The sequence below is a fragment of the Paenibacillus dokdonensis genome, from assembly GCF_004916975.1.
In the GTDB taxonomy this organism is placed as follows: Bacteria; Bacillota; Bacilli; order Paenibacillales; family Paenibacillaceae; genus Paenibacillus_AQ; species Paenibacillus_AQ dokdonensis.
Map to the genome: position 1 here is coordinate 115,657 of NZ_STGQ01000002.1, position 26,314 is coordinate 141,970.

At 47.6% G+C, this 26,314-nt stretch carries 14 protein-coding genes; all 14 read right to left on the bottom strand.

Features of this window, described 5'->3' with window-relative positions; all coding sequences use genetic code 11:
* Position 1 precedes the first annotated feature (1 nt).
* The 14 genes from E6W40_RS18670 to E6W40_RS18735 all read right to left on the bottom strand — a co-directional run bounded on the left by E6W40_RS18670 (position 2) and on the right by E6W40_RS18735 (position 26,283).
* Positions 2–1,156 (bottom strand): sensor histidine kinase, encoded by a 1,155-nt coding sequence (locus E6W40_RS18670; protein WP_136607149.1) that lies wholly within the window; start codon positions 1,154–1,156, stop codon positions 2–4.
* Positions 1,157–1,248: 92 nt separating this feature from the next.
* Positions 1,249–3,960 (bottom strand): stalk domain-containing protein, encoded by a 2,712-nt coding sequence (locus E6W40_RS18675; RefSeq protein ID WP_136607150.1) that lies wholly within the window; start codon positions 3,958–3,960, stop codon positions 1,249–1,251.
* 312 nt (positions 3,961–4,272) lie between these two features.
* The gene (locus E6W40_RS18680) at positions 4,273–8,283 is read right to left on the bottom strand and encodes an Ig-like domain-containing protein (RefSeq protein WP_168928980.1); all 4,011 of its coding nucleotides are present in this window, start codon (positions 8,281–8,283) and stop codon (positions 4,273–4,275) included.
* A 207-nt stretch (positions 8,284–8,490) separates the two neighbouring features.
* Positions 8,491–9,693: a methionine adenosyltransferase gene (metK, locus tag E6W40_RS18685; protein WP_136607152.1), complete on the bottom strand. Its 1,203-nt coding sequence runs from the start codon at positions 9,691–9,693 to the stop codon at positions 8,491–8,493.
* Between the two features lie 159 nt (positions 9,694–9,852).
* Positions 9,853–10,128, bottom strand: a complete 276-nt coding sequence (locus E6W40_RS18690) for an alpha/beta-type small acid-soluble spore protein (RefSeq protein ID WP_136607153.1) — start codon at positions 10,126–10,128, stop codon at positions 9,853–9,855.
* 129 nt (positions 10,129–10,257) lie between these two features.
* The gene (locus E6W40_RS18695; RefSeq protein WP_136607154.1) at positions 10,258–10,812 is read right to left on the bottom strand and encodes a hypothetical protein; all 555 of its coding nucleotides are present in this window, start codon (positions 10,810–10,812) and stop codon (positions 10,258–10,260) included.
* A gap of 100 nt (positions 10,813–10,912) precedes the next feature.
* A complete protein-coding gene (locus E6W40_RS18700) occupies positions 10,913–14,191 on the bottom strand; it encodes an Ig-like domain-containing domain (protein WP_136607155.1) in 3,279 nt (1,092 codons plus the stop codon).
* 445 nt (positions 14,192–14,636) lie between these two features.
* Positions 14,637–14,978, bottom strand: a complete 342-nt coding sequence (locus E6W40_RS18705; RefSeq protein WP_136607156.1) for a hypothetical protein — start codon at positions 14,976–14,978, stop codon at positions 14,637–14,639.
* 139 nt (positions 14,979–15,117) lie between these two features.
* Positions 15,118–19,071: an S-layer homology domain-containing protein gene (locus E6W40_RS18710; protein WP_136607157.1), complete on the bottom strand. Its 3,954-nt coding sequence runs from the start codon at positions 19,069–19,071 to the stop codon at positions 15,118–15,120.
* Between the two features lie 224 nt (positions 19,072–19,295).
* The gene (locus E6W40_RS18715; protein ID WP_136607158.1) at positions 19,296–20,423 is read right to left on the bottom strand and encodes a glycosyltransferase family 4 protein; all 1,128 of its coding nucleotides are present in this window, start codon (positions 20,421–20,423) and stop codon (positions 19,296–19,298) included.
* 112 nt (positions 20,424–20,535) lie between these two features.
* On the bottom strand, positions 20,536–21,267 hold the full coding sequence (locus E6W40_RS18720; RefSeq protein WP_136608141.1) for a WecB/TagA/CpsF family glycosyltransferase: 732 nt from the start codon (positions 21,265–21,267) through the stop codon (positions 20,536–20,538).
* A gap of 103 nt (positions 21,268–21,370) precedes the next feature.
* On the bottom strand, positions 21,371–22,495 hold the full coding sequence (csaB, locus tag E6W40_RS18725) for a polysaccharide pyruvyl transferase CsaB (RefSeq protein WP_136608142.1): 1,125 nt from the start codon (positions 22,493–22,495) through the stop codon (positions 21,371–21,373).
* On the bottom strand, positions 22,468–24,486 hold the full coding sequence (locus E6W40_RS18730) for a DUF5693 family protein (RefSeq protein WP_136607159.1): 2,019 nt from the start codon (positions 24,484–24,486) through the stop codon (positions 22,468–22,470). The genes csaB and E6W40_RS18730 overlap by 28 nt, the downstream gene beginning before the upstream one ends.
* Positions 24,487–24,564: 78 nt before the next feature.
* On the bottom strand, positions 24,565–26,283 hold the full coding sequence (locus tag E6W40_RS18735) for a phospho-sugar mutase (RefSeq protein ID WP_136607160.1): 1,719 nt from the start codon (positions 26,281–26,283) through the stop codon (positions 24,565–24,567).
* Between the last annotated feature and the right edge of the window lie 31 nt (positions 26,284–26,314).

A 26,314-nucleotide genomic window follows, 5' to 3' on the forward strand; every position in this document is an offset into this window, starting at 1 on the left:
GTTACTCCTTCCCCTTCTCCACGTTCGTCGGGATATGGATTACGATCTTAGTACCCTGGTTCTCTTCGGATTCCAGTTCCATTCTTCCTTCAAGCAGCTCCACTCTCTCACGCATGCCGATCAACCCGAAATGATCCTTTGATTTCTGTTCCAGATGCTCGACTTTGAAGCCTAATCCATTGTCCTGAACAACAATTTTCACCATTTGCGCCTGGTATGTAATTTCTACTAATACATAGGTCGGGTAGGCATGCTTGGCCGCATTGCTGAGCGCTTCCTGTACCAAACGGTATATGGCTGCTTCCATAGCGGAAGAGAGGCGGTGCTCTTTGCCACGCGTTTCAAACATGGTTCGGATTTTCGTTTTCTCCTCAAAATCATGCACGAATTTCCGCATCGTAGGAATCAGTCCCAAATCATCGAGAGCCATCGGGCGAAGATTGAATATCACCTTCCGCATTTCCTCAAGGCTGGAGCGCACTTGTCCCTTCAAATCTAATATTTCGTCCTGTACCATCTTAAATTCCTGCTTCGCCATCATTCTTTCCACAATTTCTGTGCGGAGAACCAGATTGGCAAGCAGCTGTGCAGGGCCGTCATGAATTTCACGGGCAATGCGTTTTCGTTCCTCTTCCTGAGCCAGTATGATTTTCAGACCGATTAGCTGGCGGTTCTTGGCCGTTTCGATAATCCGTGTCACCTGTCCCAGTTCGCCTGATAAGTACTCCATTACCACACCCATTTGTGATCCGATGGATTCAGCACGTTCAACAGAGTTCTCGACGTTTCGGACTCTCTTTTGCAATTCATCGCGTCTGGCCTTCAGATACATTTCCTTTTCGCGATAAATCATAACATCAAGCTGAAGTTGCGTAGCCTTTTCATAGGCCTGCCTGATGTCGTCCTCCTTGTAACGGACGAAGTCCCGGCTGACTTCCGTCAGCCGGACGCGCGAACGCCGGTAGTTCAGCTCCAGCTGATCCACCTTTTGCAGCGTCTCGATCGTTTCCTTCATCACAAACTGCAGTTCCTGATTCAAAGAGGCAAGTTCGTCACGGGCCGCCTCAAGAATCTCAAACATCTGATATTTGCTGTTCTCCACCACCTGGATGGCGTTCTTAATGACGCGGTCTATCGCATCGGCTTGAAGATCCACGTATTTCTACTCCATTTCTAACCTCTACAGTTCTATACAGAATGAGCTGACATGCATGTTTTCTAGTTCATTTCTATACATATCATACCATATCATGATTCGATGGTGACGGTCTTCGTTTTCTGTTCCCATTTTACATTTAATCCTAATTGCTCGGATACGAGCCGAAGTGGGACTAAAGTACGACCTTGGCTGATGTAAGGTGCGACTTCCGCCCCTTTACGTTTGCCATTAAGGATAAAATCCTTGTTTCCGACTTTCAGATCCATGACTTTTCCGCCGCGGGTTATTGTAATTCTCTGATTGGCCGGATCCCAGGTTGCCTTGCCTCCAAACGTATCGAGTACGTATTTAATTGGAATATATGTGCTGCTGTCTTTCATCACCGGAGCGGCTTCCATCGTTTTCTTCTGTCCATTGGTTGTGAAAGCCTTCTGGCCGATCGTCATCTCGACTTTACCGGTTGGCAATCCCGCTTCACTGGACAGGGATGGCATGGTGAACTTGATGTTATCAAAAGCAACCGTACCCGTCTTCGCGCGTTCATCCTGACCCTCTTCCACATTCACGACGTATACCCGCTTCAGCTGCGCCGGGAAGGCGATGCCTTTATCGCTGAGGTCGATATCAAGCGTCTTCCAGCCATCCCAATCGATCGTTTTGGCCAGGTCTACATAAACCGTATTGCCATTGTTGTCCTTGAGCTCTGCACGCGCCCAGTTCAGGCTGTGGTCGCCCATGACATCAATCTTCATCGAGGTTGCTGGAGCTGCAATCGTCTTGCCTGTAGAGCCGTTAAGCTCAGCGTAAGCATACATTTTGCCAGTTCCTGCGGTCATGTCATATGTCAGCTGGAGTACTTTGGAATTGGCATGATCCCCGCTTCCCTGCGTTATGGCTGCCGTACCGCTCACTTGAGCGCTATTGCTCGTAAACTGCACCGGATAGCTGGTTTTCTCGAAGTTCTCCCACATGTCTTCGCCGGCTGCCGATAGCACGACGGCTGTACTGAAGCCGTTATAACGGGCAATAGCATAACCCACCTTGGCATTGGCATCCACAGACGTTACCGTCAGCTTGCCATTCTGTACACTGCCCTTGAATCCGATGAATTCCCATTTCAGAGTGCTATCAGGCACATCCACCTGTTGGCCGTCCTTCGTCGTTGCCTTCACCGGTACAGATACCGTACTGCCCGCCTGAAGCGGTGCGGTTGCTGAACCTACACTGAGTGCATTCAGATCATCGGCGCCCAGTACCTTCACATCCATGCTAGTGCTGGCTTGTCCGCTGACTGCTGTGATTTTGGAGACGCCTGGCGTCACACCCGTTACCGTCTGTCCGCTGACCTTGATATTACCGTTGCTGGACTTCCAGGTAGGTGTAAGACCAGAGGTGTCAACCGGATTGTAATAGGTATCATAGCCTTTGAGCTTGAACGAAGCCTGCTGGCCAATCAGAATGGCGGAGTTCCCGCTGATCTTCAGACCCTTCAGCTCGCCTTTGGGAGCATTTGTATATACGCCAACAGCGTTAACGATACTGCGCTGCTCTTTGCCGTATTCCGTGTCGAAAGTCAATACCGCATCATCTTCTGCCAGTGGACGGCTGACCATCGTCGTGGAACCCCCGCCGTCGAGATTGAGGCCTTTCCATACACCGATATCCACCATGAAGGATTGCAATTCGCCAAGCGACATGCCAGCGCTGCTATCATTCTTCTCTACGGCAATGATGTAGGCGTAACGCTCATCCTTCGAATAACCAAGCGATGTTCTTGCCCGGTATCCGCCGATGCTGGAGACATCCCGGGAATAAGCCGTCGCTTTGCCGTTATTCACCAGAATCGTATGGCCGCCGATCATCGTCTGCAAATTCGCAGGGTCTACGGATTGTCCCATTGTTTTGGACTTCAGCATATAATTGGTATTCAGCTTTTGGCCTACGGCCAAATGGGCTTTCACAAAATCGGCAGCTGTGCCATGTGTCCGCAAAATATATCCGTCCTGCGGCACCGCCATATCGGCAAATCCTCCCTGATCCGAAATTTGCGTGATGACATTATTCTGCACCAATACTTCAATCGGCGTGGTTGCACTATTTTTAGGACGCGTGGTAGACTTCCAGGCGCTGGTATAGATGTACATCGCATTCACATGACTGTATGTAGAGCTGCTGCTCTCCGAGTTATAAGAGGTTTTGTTGATCCCCGCGAGCGGGAAGCTGGAACCGTCCTCAGCTGTTACGGAGCCGTCAAAAGAAAACTCGTCAATGATCGGCTTGCCGCTCGTCGTAACCGCAAAGGAATACATCCCTTTAATATCCGAAGGCGTCGACATCAGCTCTCCATTCGTCACTTGTCCGCCGATGGGAGCCCCGTCTGCACTTGTATTAAAATAATCCCCGTTCACCGCAGCCACCGCGCCGGTTTCCTTCGCCATGCCGCCTGTGCTCTGCTTGGTCGTGAACTGGCCATCCTTGCCGTTCATGACATCCATCTTCACGTACGGATTCTGCAGATCGATCCGGATCACATCCGCCAGCGCAATGGCCTGTTTCCCGGAACGCGTTGTGGTAAATCTGTATTTCGTCAAAATCGCACCCGATGTTACCGGATTTTCCCCCAGCTTCGTAACCGACGATTCCGCTGCACTGGCGACCGACGAGATCGAATGCCCGTTCAGCGGAATCCCGCTGCCTACCACCGGTGCAACGAAGAGCAACCCTGCCAGGGATACGACCATCCACTTTTTCCCTGAGGTCATCCCGCTTTTATTCCCATCCAGCTTTTTATTCCATTTCATGAAACGCTACTCTCCCATCTTATTAACACACGTACTATCCCCATTTGTTAAACGAACCTACGAAACTACTGACGTTATCCAATGTAAAAATGTTCCTCTGATTAGACGCAAAAACGCCTATAACTCTCTCACAATCATCTGAAGAGGTTACTATCTTGTAACTTCCATACATTTAATAGACTGTTTTAAACCTGAAAAGTTACGGCAAAACCTGCATTTTTTAGCGAATTTCATAGAATTAACGAAAAAAAGCCCTCCCTCATAACGAAATGAGAGAAGGGCTTACTTTTGCCGATTTCATTGAACGGGTTTTTATAGATAACCTACTTTTTTCAGAAGACGTTCCAGCATGACAGCCGCCTGCGCTCGGGTCGCATTCCCTTTGGGCTGGAAGGTTGTTGGGGTTACCCCTTGAATGATACCTTCCTTAAGCATGCGTGCGGCTGATTCCGGTGACTGAATGGACTTAGAATCTTTGAATACTTGCAGATAGGAGGATGGTGAGAAGTTCAACGTTGAATTGTATCCCGCGTAATTCATCGCACGTACCATCATAATCGCCATCTGTTCCCGTGTAATCGGGCTGTTCGGTTTAAAGGATCCATCCGTATTCCCCGCAACGATGCCTGCCTTGGCTGCAGCACCGATAAAAGCGCTCTTCGGTGAATTCGTCACATCAAAGAAGCGTTCCGCCGTTTTGAGATCTCCTTGCAGTCCCAGAGCGCGTGCCACAAATTCGGCAAACTCGGCCCGGGTAATATTTTTGTTGGGTTCAAACGAATTGCCTTGTCTCGCATCAATAATGAGCTTGGAAGACAGGACATTGATGGCATCCTTGGCCCAGTGATTGCCCACATCCGTAAAATACTTGTAATTGGTCAGACCCATGACCGTATAGTTGCCTTTAACCTTCGCATGCAGAACTTTACGGGTACTGAGCGTCTCGATCACCGTAGGCACAAAGGTCAGCTTCCCTGCTGCATCATCCATACGCACAAGTCCTGAGCGGATGTCCTGCAGCGTAGTATTCGTGCGGATTAAGTATTCACCTTTCAGAGAGACTTCTATTTCCTGTGATCCCGTCGATCTTGCAGATACGTAGAAATCTACCGGATCGGCAATTTTTTGCGTCGAACCTCCGTTTAGTGATTTCCCCAATTCCGAAGCTGCACTATCCGCAAGCTTTTCTACGGTAATGCTCAGCGTAATGGATGTCGACGATGTATTCAGATTCCGTGCAATTTCCGCAAAATTAACCTGGCTCAGCGGCAGCAGATATACGGCATCACCGGCCTTGACCGCAATAGAGGCACTACGGTCGTTATTGTAGGCATATTCGAGTGCATTCAGCGGCAAAGTGACGGATGCAGAATTAAGTCCGACTGCAGCATCTACAACAACCGTGTGACTCGCCTCATTTTTGCTGACAATATAGTCAAATACCTTCTTCAGCTTATCCCCATCGACGGCATACTGCTTGATAAACTGTCCATTTCGCGATTTGATGTCTGATACAGCAACAGACTGGATTCCCATGGCCAGCATTTCTTTACCGAATTCTCCTGCCTCCAGCCGTGTAAGATCCGTAGGAAGACTCGGGTCAGAAGTGTTGGTGCTGCTGCCGGTATTCGTATTCGTGACTGGAATGTTATTAAAATACAGCAGTCGTTCGCCGGATGTATCTTTTAGCGGTGTTGCTCCCGGAATATAGGAGAGTACAACCTTCTGCCCGCTCGATACCGGACTGGATAATTTAATCGTCATTGTACTTCCCGTGAGAGAAGCCTGCGAGAGTCCCCGGATCACTCCATCTACCATCACTTGAAACTGACTTGTCACAAGCGAAGATTGCGAGATCATATTCCGGTTAAACACGACTTGAATCGTATCCCCTTGTACCACTGCGGACTTGATATCGCTGCCCAGCGAATAACCGGATACAGTGACGGGCTGCAAATTGATATAGTCGGCCGAATTACCATTCAGGTCAGTCAGGCGCGATGTTCCGGGAACATAGGAGATGGTGACCTTTGCATCTTTGGGTAGAGCTGATGCTAGCGTCAATATAACCTGATTATCCTTAATCTCTACTAGATTGACGTAATTGGCCTTATCATTGACAAGAACCGAAAATTGGCTTTTCATCGGTACATTGCTTGTGCTTAACAACTCGTTGTAATTCAGCCTAACCTTCGTGTCTCCACCCTCTGCATTCTGGAATACAGGCGGTTTGGTGTCCAAGTAATTCCGGATCAAAAAGTCCGTAAATGCAGCAATATTCATCCCGCGGTTATCCTGAATTGGATAAGCACCCGGCGTATAGCTGACTTTAACGATCTGTCCGTCTCCAGCCGTACTATCTAGCGTCAGTGTCAGCGTGTTTCCACTTTGGCTGATCCCGCTGACTTTAATGCTGTTTCCGTCTGCTTTGACACTAAACTGCTCATAGGCATAAACGGAAGGACTTTTTAAGGATTGCCCAAAATTCAGCTTGAGCGTCTTCCCGGATACATACCCGTCCTTAGGCTGCGGCAGTGCCGTATCGATCCCGTTAACAACTTCTCGCTGCGAGAAGGTTGCTGCCTGATTGCGATACCCGTCCTGAATCGGATGCGAACCGCCATTGTAGCTCACTTTAACGATTTGGCCTACAGCGACACCCGTCTCCAAAACGATATATACACTATCGCCTGATGTATACACATAGCTAATCCGGCGGGATTCATCATTGACGGTTACACCGAAGGCGTTTGTCGTAAGCCAATTGTCTGAATACAGTTGTTTATTGTACGCCAGCCGAATGATCGTATTGCTGTACATATTGCTGCTCTGCAGTACCGGAGGTTGTTTGTCCGATACAGGAGTCTGGAAGTACCAGCTCGTGCCAGCAAATGGGTTATTATAGTTTTGCGCATCATAAACGGCGTTTCTTCCAAGCGTTACGTAGTAAGTCGAATCATAGTCGTACGTGTAACCAGACTTCAGTCGAATTCTTAGATCCCGGCCGCTGACGCTGATATCGACAGGCACAAGTGAACTGCTGCCGGACTTGCGGACAGATATCTCTCCCGATCCTTGATACACCTCGCGGTTAAAGGTCACGTTGATATCGCTGTCAATCGGTACACTCGTGCTTTGGTTGGTTGGATATACACTGCTTATGCTCAACTGGGATGAACTATCTACACCCGTCGTAAACTTCCATCTTGTCGTTGTGGTGATTCCCGGAACGGAGTTGCCCTGGGTATCGACAAAAGCATCATCGGACACGGTTACATAATAGCTCTTACTGTTGGATATATAGGCGCTCAGATTAACCGTGATGACGGAAGATCCCGATCCTGATACGAAGGAAGTATCCCTTGCGGCTATGGATTTAACCAGTTCGCCATTCGAAAGACGCAGCTGTATCGTTCCCGTCCCAGCGGTTACCGGATGGTTGTACGTCATCGTAAATTTAGTGCTGGCGGAAACATTAACATCATTGTTATTGGGGTATGTATTGGCAATAGACGTATTCCACTGCGTTGTGAAGTACCAGTCTTCACGGCTGCTAATCCCTGCATACGGAACACCTGTAGATGTTTTAAATGCATTTCCGTCCATTGTTACAGAATACGTCGTATCTTTCGATAGTTTTACGCTTGGCGTAATAATGACCGTGCAGTTAGCAGAAGAAAGTTGTACTTTGCCGCTGTCCGCTGCCGATATATTTTCCACTTGCACACCGTTAGATCTCTGCACAATAGAAAGATTCCCGCTCCCCGTCATCATCGGCTCATTAAATTTCATGATAAGCTGCAGACCATCCGTCTTTATTCCTGTGTTACCAGCTGCAGGTTGAAACGATTGAACGGCAGAGTTTACTGTAGTAAAAGTATAAGTATCTTTGGTTCCCTCTGATAATTCCCCGTCATCTACAGATTGAAAAAGCCCCGCAGGCACCTGCACTTCATATTTATGCGCATATTCCAGCGGTCTTCCGCTATCAACTTGTACTTGAAAGCTTGTCTGACCGGCAGGGTCCGTAGTGGCCGGAACCATCAGATTCGCTACCGTATGAAGAGAATCGGTTGTATCTACCAGTTCAATCCCTTTTCCGCTGCCCGCGTCCGCCAGCTTCACCTTCTGCGTTCCAAAGTCTATGGTAATCACTGGTGTCCGGCTGACAGTTCTATCACTCGTGCACACATTCGCAGAAACAGTAATGGAAGGTACTAGACCCCCTGCTGCCTTTACTTCAGCCGTACCAACTCCCAAACTTCCCCATAGTATTTCAATCATCATGACGAAAGCCAATATAATAGACAGCCTTTTCCTCACTTGATTCATCCTTCCTTTCCGGGCTTTTGATCTCCAGACATGCTTCATGAGCCCATCACAAAACACAACCTTATACTTCTTTTTCGGTCAAAAGACTGGGGAAGTTTAGCCGATTGAGGACTTGGGTCACGGATTGAGACATAAATAACCTCAGCCCGGCATCATGCCAAACTGAGGTTGATTGTATATTTAAAGAATGCGGTTGTCTTACAGACCTGCTTGAGCCTTAAGCTCTTCGGCTTTGTCCACGCGTTCCCAAGGCAGATCTACATCCGTACGGCCAAAGTGACCGTAAGCTGCCGTTTGCTTGTAAATCGGACGACGCAGATCCAGCATGCGGATGATGCCGGCAGGACGAAGGTCAAAGTTGCTGCGGATCAGCTCAACAAGCGTCTCGTCTGCGACTTTACCTGTGCCATACGTATCCACGTTGATTGATACCGGAGTAGCTACACCGATCGCGTAAGCCAATTGGATTTCGCATTTGTCAGCCAGACCAGCTGCTACGAGGTTCTTCGCCACATAACGAGCTGCATAAGCTGCGGAACGGTCTACTTTCGTAGGATCCTTACCGGAGAATGCGCCACCGCCATGACGAGCATAACCGCCGTAAGTATCAACGATAATTTTGCGTCCTGTCAGACCCGCGTCACCTTGAGGTCCGCCGATAACAAAACGTCCTGTTGGGTTGATATAGTACTTGGTGTTCTCATCCAGCAGTTCTTCAGGAACCACAGGGAGAATAACCTTTTCCTTGATATCAGCCTGGATTTGCTCCAAAGAGGTATCTTCGGAATGCTGTGTAGATACAACGATCGTGTCCACACGTACCGGCTTGTCATCAATATATTCAATCGTAACCTGGGTTTTGCCGTCCGGACGAAGGTACTCCAGCGTACCGTCCTTACGAACCTCAGACAAACGGCGTGCAATCCGATGCGAAAGTGCGATCGGAAGCGGCATGAGTTCCGGAGTTTCATTGGTAGCAAAACCAAACATCAAGCCTTGGTCGCCTGCACCGATATTTTCCGTTTCCTTGTCCATTTGGGCAGGGTCACGGTTTTCCAACGCGGCGTTTACGCCCTGTGCGATGTCAGCGGACTGCTCGTTCAGGGATGTCAAAACCGCACATGTATTATAATCAAAGCCATACTTGGCACGAGTATACCCAATTTCCTTTACCGTATTTCTAACAATAGACGGGATATCAACATACTCGGATTTGGTACTGATTTCACCAATGACAAGCACAAGTCCAGTCGCAACTGAGACTTCGCAAGCTACACGGGCATTCGGATCATTTTCCAGAAAAGCATCAAGCACCGCATCGGAGATTTGGTCGCAAATCTTGTCCGGATGTCCTTCCGTAACGGACTCTGATGTAAACAGATGACGTCCTTTTACAGACATAGTATCAACCTCCTATAAGGATAATAAACAACGGCGTAAGGTAGTCCTAAACAAAAAATGAACCTTTCCCTATATAGGAAAAGGCTGCATGACAATCCTCAATGGACATATTAACGTATTTGTCAACCCATGTCAATAAAAGTAGATCGATGATACCCGTTACAGCAGGCTTTGCTGCGCCTGACGAATCAGCCGTTTGGTCATTTCTCCGCCAACAGATCCGTTCTCACGAGAAGTCAGATGCCCGCCGTAAGATTCACCACCTGCAAACGAGCCACCAGCTTCGCCCAATTCCCCGGCAAACTCGGTGTCTGCGCTGCCATGACCTGAGCCATAAGCCGCGCCAAGCCCAAATTCAGAAGCAATTTCGTACTTCATTTGATTCAGCATATTGCGGGATTCCGGAACCACTGTACGATTACTGTTTCTAGTCATTTTACTAACACCTCCTGCATATTGGTACTGCAAGAGTATTATTTGTAATTTTGTTCACTCTAGACGTATAAATGATTGTTACTTATGGCAAAAATAAGCTTATAGATGTGAACATATTTAATGAAGAGATTATTGGATCGAATATCCACCGCGCACCATGACAATCAAACTATATGTATTGCCTTCTTGCACCATGATACCCCGTCCATCTCTTGGAAAAGAGAGCAGATGGTTATTCCCGGCTGCTTGTCCATTGGCAATATCCTTACCGTCAGTGAGATCTGCTACACCATTAGCATCTCCACTATAGATGACACCTTTACCGCTGCGGATAATAAATTCCGCTCCAGCTTTGGCAACCAGCTTTTCACCTGGTTTTAGGGTAACGACAGTTACTGTGTTCTCCACTACTGTGGTATCCTTGCCGTCTGAAGGCTGCGTTGTTGCTGGTGGTGTGGTGGGAATCGTTGGCGCTGTAGGTGTCGTTGGTGTTGTGCTTACGCCACCACCTAGAGCTTTTTGGATTTGCTGATCTACGTAGCTTTTGGTTACGACAGGGTCGTCGGTAGTGCCTGCCTGGTTTGTAGCACCTGCGCCTTGGGCGGTGATGTTGAAGATGGAACCAAGGGCGATGCCGGAGCCTATTAGGATAACAGCAAGTGATAATTTGTAGGGCTTTTTCATAGTCCCACTCCATTCAATATAATATTCACATCAAAGATTCTAAAGTTAAAAAAATAGCCCCTCCAAATATTTGGAGGGAGCTATTTTCAACTCTTTATAATTACTTAGTAAGAGTTGTAGATGCAATAGTGTTGCCTGCGAGGTCAGTAATTCCAGAAACTACAACTGTGTTACCAGTTGCCAATGTATTAGTATAAGTCAGAGTAACAGACTTATTATCAGATGCTACTACAATTGTAGGTGCACCACCCGCTGTACTTACGAAGTTTGCAGCAACCAGGGTAGCTGGAGTTACAGCTTCACTGAAGTTAACTGTAACTACTTTAGCATCGCTTGTAGAGAATGCGCCTGTAGCTGTAGGAGCTAGTTGGAAATCAAGAACGTCTTGATTACTAGCTGCGTCAGCAGTGCTGAACTCCGCTGCAACATTACCATTCAAATCAACAATGTTTTCATTTGAATTATTGATTGCTACAGTGAACAATCCATCAAAATCAACGAGATTTGCTGCAGTTGGTACCAAGGTAACTACGATCTTACCGCCAACGATTGCAGCATTAAAATCTTGGCCTTTCTTCAAAGAAATGCCATCTGCTCTCTCGATCTTAATATTGTCTTGAAGATCGACAGTGTTCAATGCTTTAACATCTTCATCATAGGTAATTGTAATAGTATCAGTACCGTCGAAATCAACACCAGCGCCTGTTCCGATTGTTACTTTGTCATTCGCAGAAAGTACTACTGGAGCGATAGCGTCCTCAGCAACAACACCTGTTGTGTCAACTTTCAAAGCCGCGCCAGTAACACCTGTTGTAGCACCGCTCAAAGTTGGAATAGTTTTAACTGTAGGAGTTGCATCAGGAGCAATTGTTCCAGTCAATGTCAGAACAATAACATTGTTGTTAGAAGTCGAGACCGTAGCAGACTTCACAGTTGCGCCGGTAACTACGAAATCACTACCAACAACGGATGCAACTGGTTGGTTCACTTTCAATTCAACTTTGTTTTTAGCAACAGTTTTAGCAGATACAAGATCTACCGTGCTGCCAATGTTGTTGAATGTTTTAGAATAGTTAGCCAAGTAGTTACCGTCAACGTCTTTCACACCTTGTACAGTGAACGATGTAACAGCTGCGATTCCGGACGGAAGCTGAACGATTACACCTTTACCATCAGAAGTAGGTGCCAGGTTCGTTGCAGCTGGCAATTTACCAGAGATTGTTTTTGCATCAGTTGTACGGTAAGTAATGAAATAGTTATCTGGGTTCAGTACGGAATAAGTGCTGGATTGGTCCATCTTCTTATCGAAAGTTACAACATAAGTTGTTCCAGATCCAGTGATAGCCAGAGCATTTGGAGCAGCAGAATTAGTTACTGTGATAGAAGTTGTGTAAGGTTGCATTGCATTAGCAAGCAAAGTTACGTCAGTAACACCACTCAACTCAACTGTGTAATCTCCAGTAGCGAGTGTTTTAGTGAACGTGATAATCAATTTGCTGTTATTGTCGCCATATGCAGCAGTGTAACCATTAGTTACTACTTTGCCGTCTTTATCTTTAACAATCAAGTTAGCTGCTTTGAAAGAAGCTTTGTCAACTGTTTTAGAGAAGTTCACAGTCAAAGTACGTGCATCAGCGTCAAATTTAGAAGACAGAACTTCTGGACGAACTTGATCCAGTTTAGCTGTTACAGAAACTTTTGTGTCTTTATCGATTTTGTTACCGCTATAATCCACAATGTTGTTAACAACTACGTCAACAGCATATCCTGGAAGTCTGTTTTCAGTGAAGTTTACGCGAACTGTGTTAGAGTCAATCAGTTTTGCGCTAGTTGCTACTTTTTTAGTTGCACCGGAGAACCATGCATAGTTAGATGCAGTTTCAGCTTCAGCTTTCTTCACATCTTCACTAAATACCAAGGTAACACCTTCAAGAGTTGCATCCTTAGTTTCAACTACAGTTGGAGCAACAGTATCAGCAGTTACAGAGAAATCTTTAGTAACTTCAACCAACTGATAGTTTGCGAAATCGCGAATGTTGTTGTTAACAGTCAGGTTATGTGCACCGTCAGTCAAAGTGTTGAACAACGAGATTGTCACAGTACGTCCAGATACATCATATGTTCCGGAAACAACTTTGTCGTCAATTTTGAAAGTCGAAGCTACAGATCCAGACACTTGTACAGGCTCAGAGAAAGTAATCTTCACAGCCTTGTTACCAAGGTTAGTCACAGAATCAACTGTTGGAAGGGCTTGATCCAATGGAACAAACGCTTTGTCTTTAACGCTCACAGAAGCTTTTCCTTCGGAGTCTTTAACACCATCTACAGACAATGTGTACTCTTTGGATTGGTTTGCCATAGCACCAGCAACAGAAAGAACTACTGTCTTACCATCAGCTTGAAGTTTAGCAGAATCAACAGCTTCTACACTAAGACCTCTTTTAACTGTGTAAGCGTCTTTGTTTTCTGCTGTAGCCTTATCAACAGTACCGTCGTAAGAAACTACGATTTCTTTAAGGTTAGTTGCAGATACCGATTCAACTTTAGTAGCTGTTGTAACCACATAAGTCACTTTTGTAGTGATTTCTTGGCCAGCAGCGTTTTTGAAAGTAACTTCTGTTTCTTTGTTAGCTTCCAGAGCTTTTTCAAGTTTCACCTTTACCACTTCACCAGTGTTCAAAGTGAACTCAACGTTGCTTGGATCAACAACTTTGTAAGAAGCTACAGAAATGTTTTTCAATTGATCGATTGTGTAAGAAGTGTTAACCAGCAATTCGCGGGAAGCGTTAGCTTGGAAGTTCAGATCTTTAGAAACCAGACCTTTATCGATTGCTGCTTGCACATAACCCTTAGCCCATTCAGTCGCACTGTTGTCAGTGGTAGCTGGAACTTCAAGTTTCAACGCACGAGTCAGTACAGTAGCCATTTCTTGAACAGTTACTTGACCGTTGTAGTTGAAGATTTTCTTAACTGTGTCTTGACCTTCCATGATACCCGCAGCAGTTACTGCTTCGATGTAAGGAACAGCCCAGTTCTTAGCGTCATAGCCTTTGTCTTTGTAAGACAATGTGCCAGTTACTTCTTTCAATCCAAGAAGTTTAGTAAGGACCTTCGCGAACTCAGCGCGAGTCATGTCCTTTTCCAGATGAGCGGAGCCGTCTGGGTAACCGTTGAAGATTCCTTTAGCCTTCAGGGAATCAAATTTGTCTTGTGCAGATACCGCCGTTGCGGAATCACCGAATGCTACAGATGCAAACATAGAGAATGCCATAGCTGTAGATAATGCTACTGTTAAAATTTTCTTCATAACCTTTTGTTCTCCTCCTTGAACTTTCATCACATTAGAGTTTTCTTTAATTGGGTAGCTCTTGTTACTCATAGTCAATGCACCCCCTTTCCAGAGTTTGAGCAGAGTTTCATATAAATGATGTCTGTGACGAAATCACAGAAACTGGTAAACTTGGAAATCAGCAAAAAAAGAGTAGATTCCTAATCCTACCTAAGTATTATACATTGGGTCCACAATGCCGTAAAGAACATTTTTCTAAAATATAGACAAATTTCTTATAAAGGACATTGTTGGATTCGCCCATCGTAATTGACTCTACATCTTAGACGCGCCAGGTTTTAAAAAGTTGCACCTTTTTTAAAATAATTTCAAAATTGTTACCTGGCATTAAAATTATAACGAAACATAGCAGCTTGTACAAGAAATATCTGGTAATCAAGTACCAGCAGGAACTGGAAGTTAAACAGGAACATAAAAAAAGAACGCCGTTTGGCGTTCTTTATTAGTAGAAGTCTGATGTAAAAGTTACAAAATATTAACGAATTTTCATAGCCAGTTCGATGATTTGTGCACGCATCTCCGGGCTGCCGTTCAAATTCTGATACATATGCTCGATCGGCATTTTGTTCTCGCGGTAGGTCTTCTCATGCTTGATGGTTGTATGGGACCATTCAATAAGTTCGTTTTCGGATAACATCAGTTCGTTATAGGCATCATGAAAGCCCGTCTCCATTACAAGGCCTTCCATAACTTCTTGAGTAATCTCTCTGGTCTTGCGAGTCATCTCAATCTTTTTTTCCAATGTGCTGGCCTTATTCTCAAATTTGGTTTTTGCTCTCATATAGTCCAATTGAGCCTTGGAATAGATCGGTTTCATAAGATAGCCTTCACCCTTTAAATATAAATTATCGTTCTACGACATTGTATCCTAAACTCTGACAAATTACAAAGACATGTAATGGGAAATAGAGAACTCCTTCCCGTTATTACACGCGGAAGGAGCTCTGTAATCAAGTTTAGCTTAAGTTTTTAGGGAAAATCTGCGAACTCTTCTTGAACAGTTCAACAGCAATTTTACCTGCTTCTGCACGAGTCATGCTGCTCTTCGGATTGAAGTTATACGATGGCTTCTTCGCTCCTTGCAGCGTTACTGCCTGACCCGCCATAATCTTGGCTTTGACGATGGCATCCACAGCAGGACGAGCGTAGTAGCTGATCTGTCCGGAATCCAGAAACTGCTTGTCCAGTGAGCTCTTCAGCTTCGTATCATTGGCAGCCAGCTTAAGTTTGAGAGCTCTTGATACCATCAGAGCAGCCTCTTCTCTCGTAATCGGCTCCAGTACGCCAAAGTTTCCTTCAGACATGCCTGTGATAATACCTGCGCGCGATGCCGTCTCAATATGCTCGAAATCCCATGTATCGGTCTTCGCATCAGGTACGACATCGAAGTAAGTTTGAACTTTCTTATCATAGTTCAATGGAAGATTAAGGCCTTTGACAAGCAATGTTGCGAATTCACCACGAGTTGTCAGGTCATCCGCACCAAATGCATTTGGCTGCACGTTAACCATAATGCCCTTAGAGTACAGGGCGTTCAGGATGTTACGTGCCCAAGGATGCTTTGTAATGTCATCAAAGCCGCGACTTTGCTTCATGACGACATAATAACCGAAATCATCGAACGGAATGCTGATGGTGTTGCTCTTCGTATCCACCACGCCGCCGACATTTTCCCATTTTGCTTTATCAGTGAATCGGAATACCGTAACGGTGGTTCCAGCTGCGTCCACGACAGTTTTGTTAAAGCCCAGCTTCAGCGTCCCGCGCTGAGACGGAACCAGTTTCCGGTCCGGCTGCAGTTCGGCCGATTCTTTGAAGTTGTAGTTCATGTTCCCGTATTCGTAGCTCTGAGGAGCAAGACCGTTGGTTGGGGCCATATAGTCGGGAGATGTCGTCGATCCGTGTTCTCCCAGTCCCCCGCTCACCCAGTAAATATCGGATACGCGCGTAAAGTTGTATTGGTCGATCAGGGATGTGAACGGCTCCGTCAAGTCCGTGGACAGCGGGATCTTGGTCTCCCCTTTTGGCGTACGGTCATCTTTGTCGTTGCTGATCTGATTGCCATAGTCATTAATCCGTTCAACAACGCCATCCTTCGGATCGGCAATGCCGAATAACAGCTTGTTGTCCGGGTAGTACTTCGTCACTTCGCCTACGCCAACTTTGGCCGTTTTCAGAACAGTGGCTTTAGGGAAGCTTAGCTCTACCCCTTTATTGAATACGCTATACTTGGCGGCAGACTTTTCTGTCATAAATTGAGCGTTCACGCCGACCGTGCTGGTGTAATACACTTCAATCGTTTGGGTGATGGAATCTTTGCCGCGTACGACCTGAATTTTGATTTTATTCGCTTTATCGGGCTTCAGACCGACATAATCCAAATAGAAACGGTTGTTCAGATCCGGCCGTCTTTGCGCTTCCTGCTTGTCGATGACAACCTTGTCGGCGCCTTCGGCTTCAATGTCGAACCGGACGAAGTTTTTGTTCACGACAATACGGTCGCCCACCGTTGCTTTCGGAGACAGCATGCGGAATGCTTCCGCTACGCGGGTGATCTCGATCCGCTGGCTGGCGCGGGCGCCCACGCTGTTGACCAGTTCAAGGTTAAACACCTGGCTGCCGGTCGTCGTGAATGGGACATCCTTAATTCTCAGGACGAACTTCCCGTCGAATACCGCGATCTCATACTGCAATGGAGTTCCATTAAATGCTTTCGTTTCGCCTTGAATATAGTCGGTCGTTGCCTGGCCGACTTGGTCAAGCTTGATCTTCGCTTCATCAGCCGAAGAGAACAATGCTTGCGTACCCTGATTCAAGGTAATGTATTTTGCCCCGCTGCCTTGAACGACCAGATCGTATTTCAATTGGGTCGTTTCGTATCTTTCATCCTTATATTCGAAAATATCCGGATATTTCGCCGTAATCTGCTCCAGCAGCTGATTGTCCGTCAATTCTTTCAATTCCAGTTGGCCCATCGGAACCCGTTTGACTTCATCCGCAAGAGACGGCTGGAATACGGTAATGCTTGCAATGTTCTTATCGGAAATATAAATGCGGAGTTCATTGGTAATCGTCGTCGTATTGCCACGGCCATCTTTGGAATATCCGACGAATTTAATTTTGTTTTCCCCAAAGTACAACGGGCCTTCCGTGCTGACTGTCAATTTGATGTCAAATTCTTTATTGGTCGAGGTAATTTTAAAGCCATCAATATCACTGCTGTTTAATCCATTAACAAATAATTCGGCTTTCTCCAGATTATCAAAATCACGATACTCACCTTTGATTGGAATTTCCGGATTCGATTCTCTGGAATCAATCTCGAAGGATTGTCCATTCCGCACATTTTCAACGTAAATATTATTTTTCAAAGGATACGATATGACTGCATTAAAGTATGCCGTTGAAGCATCAAAATGGAATCTTACATTCTGTCGTCCGCTGACGATATTAGAAATTTTATAAATTTTCTCATTGCTATTACTTCCGTTTGCCACATATGTCAAGGCGAGCGCAGTTTCGCTAGGCATATATTCGGCTTTAAGCTCCTGGTCTTTTAATTCCTGGTCGGCTTTTACCAAAATATAAAATGTACGAGTGTCCACTTCAGACAGCGGCAGCTGGCTGATCGAGGAAAGATCATTATTTTTGTCGCTATATCCTTTTAAATACTTAATATCCTGAATCCCTGTCGCATTGCCCGCATAACGGAAGGCAAGCGTCTTGCTGGCTTTATAGTTACTTCCATAAACCACCGCGAGCGAAAAGCTCTGGGCGTCATTCGTTACTGCTTTCAACGGATCGATTACCGGTCCATCAAATGTTATAGTGACCAGATGATATAGTGGATCCGTGCCGCTATTCGTCGTGATATTGGTTTCATTGATAACGGCTGTGGTCAAATCTACTGCAACGCCGTCAATCAGCATGCTGCCAGCGTCCTTGAACGACTTGCCATCCTTATCAGGAACAATGACGACGGCGGTCAATTTCTCGGAATAGTTCGTCGTTCCGGTATCCGTAACAATCGGTGTATTGTTTAGCAGCCCGTAAGTTTTGCCGGCGTAATCCATGTTGATGCTGACAAACGGCTCCGTCTTCGTAAAGTAGTAAATGGTCCGATTCACAGACATCACGTCGGAGCCGTTCTTAATGTTAACGGTCACCACGTTGACGCCCTTTTGCAATTTAAGCGCGGATGAGAAGAACTTGCCGTTCTGCAAGAGCGTCGTCGTCTGCGGTGTGCCGTTATTCACGGAAACCGTGACGTCCGTCGCGTTGTTCGTTTGCCCTTGGATGGAGATGGATTCCTTATCGGAAATCGCTTCGAGTCCCTCGTTCAAGGAAATATCGCCGAAGCTGGAACCTGTCATCTTGAAATCCGTGATGTAGGGAACTTGATCGTATAACACATAAAATACATCCGATCTCGAAACCCCGTTGAGCGAGCCGTACAGCGTAATTTTATTGAATCCGGAAAATAACGGAAGATTCGTTACTTTAAACTTCTGCACGGTTGTGGAGGTCGGGTCCACCGTAATGACTCCGTTTTTAAAATGCGTCGAATCCGTTTCCCAGGTGACTCCTTTACCGTCGGCGTTTGTCTTCGAGCTAAGTTGTTCAACCTTTACCTTCAGGGTATTCTCCGCTACATTGGAGAACACGCCGGTAATGTCGGAAAGCGTACCCGAATTGGAGACATAGACATTGGTTCTATCGATCTGTTCCCCGCCTACTCCGTCGGTAGTCAGCGTTGCCGTCTTTCTAAGCAATAGATCGTCCGGAATAAAATAATTTGCCTTCAGATCCTCATTGGCGGCAGAAACCTGCTTCGTCAGTCCGACCGGAAACAATGAAACGATCATCGCGACAAGCATGATCCATACATAAGTCTTTTTGGTGCGTAGCATGAAGGTTTGATCTCTCCTTTTACTGCTAAATTTTGTGATTATCCGTTTGGTCTTTTGAAAATAGACTAAATCACTTACTCTTGTTATCGGTCTATAGACCTTGATTTTTTAGAATAACCGTAAAAAAAGTCCCCCTAATATGGAAAAAAGTTACTAAAAAAAGCCATACCCGAAGGTATGGCTTTTTGCTCATTATAATATTTTATTATGGCATGAATCTATTCCTAAAGCTTGGAACTGCGTTCCTCGCCAACCTTCATTCGCAGCCTTGCAACCAGATCCAGAATCGGACGCTTCGTCTTGCCGACAAGGCCGATCACTTCCGCGCCGATCTGCAGGAAGAACATCATCACGCAGATTACAACGAAGGTGACCCAATTCGCTTCATACATCGCGGCGGAGGACTGAATGACAGCCAGGACGCCGAAGAAAGCGGCGATGCCGTACACGATGAGAACAGACTGGCGGTGGCTGAAGCCAATTTCCCGCAGGCAGTGATGCAGGTGGCCCTTGTCCGGAGCGAAGATCGGTTTCTTCTGAATCCAGCGGCGCACGATCGCAAAGAACGTGTCCGAGAGGGGTACGCCGATAATGATCAGCGGAGTAATAAAGGATACAATCGCAATCTGCTTAAATCCAAGCATGGACAGCATCGCCAGGCAGAAGCCCAGGAACAGCGAACCTGTGTCGCCCATGAATATCTGTGCCGGATGAAAGTTAAAGAACAGGAATCCGAGAATCGCTCCAAGGAGCAAGAGACATACCAGCGCTACCGTCAGGTTGCCCATCAGGAGCGACATCACGAGGATCGTGCCGATCGCGATGCCGGATACACCGGCGGCCAGACCGTCCAGCCCGTCGATCAGGTTGATGGCGTTCGTCACGCCGACAATCCAGAGAATCGTGAGCGGAATCGCAATCCAGTTCTCCAGCGATGAATACGTATCATTAAAAGGTATATTTACAAAATCTACTTTGATGTCAAATCCGAATACGACGACGGATGCAGCGATGATCTGACCCAGCAGCTTCACCTTGGCAGACAGTTCAAAACGGTCATCCAGGGCGCCGGTCAAGACGATCAGCGAGCCGCCAATCAGAAAAGCCTTAATAAAGTTCGTATCCCGAATGGAAAAATGATCCGCGACAAATGGCAGGATGGCAAACATGGACAGCATAAATGCCAGATATATCGCCAATCCACCAAGCCGGGGCATGATTCTCGTATGCACTTTTCGGGCGTTCGGGACATCGACGGCGCCGATCTTAATCGCAAATTTTTTCACCAGCGGCGTTAGCAGCAGTGCCAAGGCTAATGACACAATACATCCGATGATGGCTATCATTAACATGTTTCCTTCAACCCCCATTTTCTTTACCGGATTGAATTATACTCTCATCAAAAAATAAAACCAATCCTGTTATTCAGCAAAATATCGGGTTTTTGCGTCTCATTTCAGTTATTTATCTGGGTTTTGTCATGTTTTCTTTATCACGCACCACTTTAAGTACGAATTTCGGCAGCGCAAGCATTCTTCCAGCCCTTGTTGGCTCCTTCAGAAGACGGTACAGCCATTCGGCACGAAGTTTTTGAAATAATTTCGGTGCCCGCTTGGACTTGCCCGATATGACATCAAAGCTTCCGCCGACGCCCATCATCAGGGGAACACCCAGCTGTTCCTTGTAGCGTGCAATCCAAGGTTCCTGCGTATCCGCCGCACGTGCGACGAACAGAATATCCGGAGCCGCCTTGCGAATGTCGGCGATCACTTCCGCATCCTGGTCTGACTTAAAATACCCATCACGAAATCCCGAGATTTCGATACCCGGATACTGCAAATGTAACCTTTCCGCAGTCGCTTGAATCACTTCCGGCGTAGAACCGAGCAAATATACTTTCCAGTGGTAGTCTTCTCCGGCCCTCATGATCTCATGCAGAAGGTCAAAGCCTGCAACGCGCTCCGCAACAGGCGTTTCTGTTCTCGCTGCCGCCCATACCACTCCGGTACCATCCGGTACCAGAAGCTCCGCTTCCCGCATGATCTTCATGTACTCGGGCTCCTCCAGAGCCTTCATCACCATGATCGGGTTCGCCGTAATGACCTGAAAAGGTCTGCGTTCTTCGGATTGTATAACGCGGGTTATATACTTTACTGTGTCTTCCATGCCCAATCTGCTTACCTGCAGTCCGTACATGGAAACCGTAGGCACTTGTTCTAATGAATTCACGCTTCTATCACCTTATCCTTTGCTGCTATATAAATTGAACTAAAGATGAAGGGTAGAACTTTAGTTCATTTTATTTTAAAAAATCAATGATATGCTGCGCAGGCGCCTGGGCTTCCTGCTTCAGCTTGTCGATACGCGGCTTGCCCGCTTCCTTCCAAGCCTCTGCGCCGGTCAGGAGACGGGAAATTTCCGCCGTCAGCATCCCCGGGTCAAGCGAGCTGCTTGTTCCAACAGGCGTTATATCCAGTCTTTTCAAAAAGTGATCGATCTTCGGATCATAGGAAACGCCGATCAGCGGGACAAGCCGGTTGGCGGCATAGATCAGGCTGTGGAGACGCATACCAATCACGAGATCGCATCGCCCCACCTCCGCCAGCATCTGCCCGGGATGGACAGCCTCCCTGCATACCGATACCTTGCTTCCACCGGAAGCAATATCACCGAGCTGGCCAATGATTTCCTGGGAGGCTTTCTCGTCGCCAGGAAAGTAAAAAGGCAGAAATCTGAGATGCACCGGCTGCTTCTCGCAGAATGCGCGAAGACCTTCTGCGATCCCTCGTAATTCCCTGCGCTCCGGATCCCAATAACGGACGGAAATTCCGATAACAGGCAGCTGCTGATCTGCATCAGGAGCTATGGCAGCAACATTATCCGGTTCAGGGGTCAGTCCCATGACGGGATCGGGCACCACCTGAATGCGGCTGCCCTGCAGCCCCATGCTTTGCAGCAACTCTGCGGACTGCACGTCACGCACCGAAATGTATTCACATTTTTTAAAGGCATTTTTGATCAAAGGATTAAACAGCTTCCGGTTCACGGGACCAATACCCTGGGAGTACACAAACACAGGCTTGTTCATCCACTGGGCCAGCTTGATTACACCCAAGTAGTAAGGAATCGTCTTCGGGCTGGTCGCATCCTGCAAAAGACTTCCGCCACCGCTGATCAAACCGCTGCTGTTCTTAAGAGCTTGTCTCACTTCGCCCAATTTCATGCGGTGAACCGCCTGCACACCATAGGTGGAGGAGGTCCATTCCGGATCGATGGAGAGCACGACAGGGTTAATCTGAACCCCTGCCTGCTTCCCCTTCTCTTCTAGTGCCGTCAATATGGACTGGAGCACAGCCTCATCGCCGCTGTTCTTAAAGCCGTAATAACCCGAGATGACTATTGTCTTTTGAGGCGAGGTGACCATTTTTTCCAACACCCTTCTGCGATTTGCCATACGCCGATGGCGATCAGGCCGAGAACGAAGCCGATGCCGAGACCGAGCAGGTCACGGGCGAACGAAATTTTCATCGGCGAGTGGATATGGGCAAAGGTATCCACCATGGACAGCTGTCCGATAACCGCGAAGATCATAATGAAGATCGCATTGCGGTACCGGATCGACAGGAACAGACCGAGCAGGAAGAGCGGATGCGCAATGATTTCCTTATTACGCGGACGCACATGGAATGTATTTTCCAGGAACGGACGAATCGCCATCTCGATACCGCTGACCTTGCCCCCATTGCCTGTACGGCTCAGATAATAGAAACCGATGGCGCCGATTAATACGGCTGCAACAACCCATAACAGTGTAATTGGCGTTCTGAACAGCTTGCCGATTTGATGAACCGGACGACCCCCGCGGTACAAGACCACGAATATCGCAATCAGCAGAATCGGAGCCGCATGCAGCAGACTCACGCCCCGGAACTGGTTCAACACCAGGCTATACGTAATATTGTTGAGCAGTGCAATCACGAATGGAATTGCCGCCATGGAAATAATAGATGTCTTAATGAACAGGACGATCGAATGCGTCAGACGGCGTCCAGGCGCAAGCTCGGCATTGGCCGCATTGAGCGCATTGACCTTACGTATCGCCAGTACCACCGCGACGGTCGGAGCACTTATGGCCACAAGCAGCGCCAACGCCTGCTCAAACAGCGTCGGCTTCAGTACATACAATCCTGCACTGCCGATCATGCCAAGCACAAATGCCGGCAGCGTCAGCAGAGGCAGGAAGCATGAAATCATAAGTGCTATAAAGGCAACTGCGCCAAGTACAACAACCAATTTGAAATAACGCTGTGCCGATGAATCGGTAATATGAAAGGCCTCTGCACGTCCCATCTTGAAGCCGTTGTTCTCCATCTGCTTGATGGCTTGACCAGGCTTGTTCAGACTCTTGATGATGTTGTCGATGGAATCCGTCATCATCGCCTTCGCCGTGCTCTTGCTTGGTGCCGTATTAATATAGAGCATCCGGATATTCCGGTCTTTGGTTGCCAGAGCAAACCGGTCCGCAATCGTATCCTCGTCCAGTGCCTGGGCATCCTTGTCACTCAAGGAATACAGACGGACCACATTATAATGAATGTAATACGACAGCTTATCGATTCCTGCCTGAGGCTTCTTCGTATTCTCGATTGCCGCAATGCCGATGCCATGCTGGTTCAGCAGGTTGGCAAAGCTCTGCAGGCTGTGCTTATCCTGGTTGTCGGTAAAGCCCTTGACCGAATCACCCTCGAACAGGATCCGCTTCACACCGTTGGCTTCATAATAAGCCAGCAGCTTCTCCATGGCGTCCTGATCGTACGGAAGGCTATTGGACATCCGCGGAACGATATTGAAACCCTTGCTGTGAAGAAGTTCAAATGCAATCGGGTCTGGCTGCATCGGTTTCAGCGCGGCATCCTCCGGCGAGGTTTCCACAATCAGGCCCTTCTGGTTATGAAACTCCCAAGGCTTCACGTTAATGCCGAGACTTGTGAAGGTGTCTTCAATGAGAGGCGTTAACCGGCCCGCATTCTCTTCATTGGTAAACAGAATGTACGTGAAATTCTCATCCGTTGGAACAACGCTTTGCGTCATTTGGGCAATATCCTGGGCGCTGTACACCATCAGCCGCCGGGTTTTCTTGAAGTCATCCAGCGTGCTTTCAAACATCGCCATGCTGGTAATGCCCGCGGCTTTTAATTTATCGAGCTGCTCCTGAATGAACTGCTCCGGATGTGCCTGATAGGCAGCAACCTCTGCCAGACCGCGGTAATTGAACACCAGCTCCACGTTGTTTGATGATGATTCTGTTTGATACCGGTCATATGCAACCGGCAGTGCGGCAAGTATGCCCACTACGACCAGGATCCACAGCCATTTGCGCGATGCCGTGTTCCAATGCTGCCATTTTTGATGCACCAAAAGTACCTCCTCGTTATAACTCCGCAAAGCCGCGGCATGAGGCAGCGGCCTTGCAGACTCCATATCTTTGATTTATTAGGCGTCTACCCGCGCCATGACTTCAGCCGCAAGCTTCTGAATCCGCTCTTCGGCATCATTCAGCGAAGATCCGCGCACCGCAAAGTAAACTTTGATCTTCGGTTCCGTACCGGACGGACGCAGGCAGAACCATGAGCCGTCTTCCAGCATATATTTCAGCACGTTTTCCTGAGGCAGACCGTTCAGACCCTTGGAGTAATCGAGAACTTCCGCCACGGATGCGCCAGCAACCGTCTGCGGCGGATTCTCGCGCCAATCGGTCATTTTAGCCTGGATTTGAGCCAGACCGTCCTTGCCCTTGAGCGTGCGGGATTCCAATTTTTCACGGAAGAATCCGAACTGTTCGTACAATTCCTGAAGTACATTATACAGCGTCTTGCCCTGTGCCTTATAATAGGCACCCGCCTCGCAGATCAGAAGAGAAGCAAGTACAGCATCTTTATCGCGGGCATAAGATCCTGCGAGATATCCGTAGCTTTCCTCATATCCGAACAGGTATGTGTACTTTCTGGTTTGTTCGAATTCAGTCATTTTCTCGCCGATATATTTGAAGCCGGTCAGCGTATTGAAGACCTCTGCTCCATAGTGCTGCGCAATGGCTGCTCCCATTTCACTGGTAACGATGGTTTTGATAACCGCCCCATTGTCAGGCAGCTTGCCCTGCTCCTTCAGCTGGCTCAGCAGATAATGAATCATAATTGCGCCGGACTGGTTACCGGAGAGCACTTCATATTCGCCTGCATCATTGAGTACAACTGCTCCCATGCGGTCGCAGTCCGGGTCAGTGCCTACCAATATGTCTGCCCCTACCTCTTTGCCGAGCTTCATGGCAAGGGTAAAAGCTTCCCGCTCTTCCGGGTTAGGAGATTTCACGGTTGAAAACTCCGCATCCGGCTGCTCCTGCTCAGCCACCACATGCACATTGGTGAAGCCGACTTTATCAAGCACGCTGCGCACAGGGATGTTACCAGTGCCATGAAGCGGGGTATATACTATATTAAAATCCTTCCCAAGCTTGCTTGCGATCAGCTCCCGGTTAACGCTGGTTCCGGCAACAGTATCTGTAAAAGCCTCATCATCTGCCTCACCAAGCCATACCAGCATTCCCTTCGCTTCCGCTTCAGACTGCTCAAGGCGTTTCACCGAGGCAAAAGAATCAACTTCCTGGATATAGCCGATAACCTTCTCTGCCTGATCCGGGACAAGCTGGCCGCCTTCGGCGTTGTAGACCTTGTATCCGTTATATTCCGGAGGATTATGGCTGGCTGTGACGACAATGCCTCCCGTAGCGCCTAAATGGCGTACGCTGAACGACAGCTGAGGCGTTGAACGCAGTGACGGGAAGAGCTTCGCTGTAATGCCGTTGCCTGCCAGCACCAGCGCAGCTTCAAGAGCAAATTCCGGAGAAAAATGACGGGAGTCATGAGCAATCACCACCGATGGGGTTCCTTCCGCCTGACCGTGCTGCTCCAATATGTAGCGTGCAAAACCCTGCGTCGCTTTACCGACGGTATAACGGTTCATCCGGTTGCTTCCTGCGCCGATCACGCCGCGAAGACCACCGGTCCCGAATTCCAGATCTTTATAAAAACGGTCCTCCAGCTCCTGCGTTTGCTCCTGCAGCCCCTGAAGCTCCTGTTTGGTCTCTTCGTCGATCGAAGGATCCGAAAGCCAGCGCTGTACATTCTCTTCAGCCAATCTGCTTAATTGTGTCATCTTGCTTCCCCTTTCACCACTCACGGTTAGG

What these genes read in the sequence shown, in the direction of transcription:
- metK (WP_136607152.1), bottom strand. Translation starts at nt 9,693, where the DNA reads ATGTCTGTAAAAGGACGTCATCTGTTTACATCAGAGTCCGTTACGGAA.
- E6W40_RS18695 (WP_136607154.1), bottom strand. Translation starts at nt 10,812, where the DNA reads ATGAAAAAGCCCTACAAATTATCACTTGCTGTTATCCTAATAGGCTCC.
- E6W40_RS18700 (WP_136607155.1), bottom strand. Translation starts at nt 14,191, where the DNA reads ATGAGTAACAAGAGCTACCCAATTAAAGAAAACTCTAATGTGATGAAA.
- E6W40_RS18690 (WP_136607153.1), bottom strand. Translation starts at nt 10,128, where the DNA reads ATGACTAGAAACAGTAATCGTACAGTGGTTCCGGAATCCCGCAATATG.
- E6W40_RS18735 (WP_136607160.1), bottom strand. Translation starts at nt 26,283, where the DNA reads ATGACACAATTAAGCAGATTGGCTGAAGAGAATGTACAGCGCTGGCTT.
- E6W40_RS18705 (WP_136607156.1), bottom strand. Translation starts at nt 14,978, where the DNA reads ATGAAACCGATCTATTCCAAGGCTCAATTGGACTATATGAGAGCAAAA.
- E6W40_RS18715 (WP_136607158.1), bottom strand. Translation starts at nt 20,423, where the DNA reads ATGTTAATGATAGCCATCATCGGATGTATTGTGTCATTAGCCTTGGCA.
- csaB (WP_136608142.1), bottom strand. Translation starts at nt 22,495, where the DNA reads ATGGTCACCTCGCCTCAAAAGACAATAGTCATCTCGGGTTATTACGGC.
- E6W40_RS18720 (WP_136608141.1), bottom strand. Translation starts at nt 21,267, where the DNA reads ATGTACGGACTGCAGGTAAGCAGATTGGGCATGGAAGACACAGTAAAG.
- E6W40_RS18675 (WP_136607150.1), bottom strand. Translation starts at nt 3,960, where the DNA reads ATGAAATGGAATAAAAAGCTGGATGGGAATAAAAGCGGGATGACCTCA.
- E6W40_RS18710 (WP_136607157.1), bottom strand. Translation starts at nt 19,071, where the DNA reads ATGCTACGCACCAAAAAGACTTATGTATGGATCATGCTTGTCGCGATG.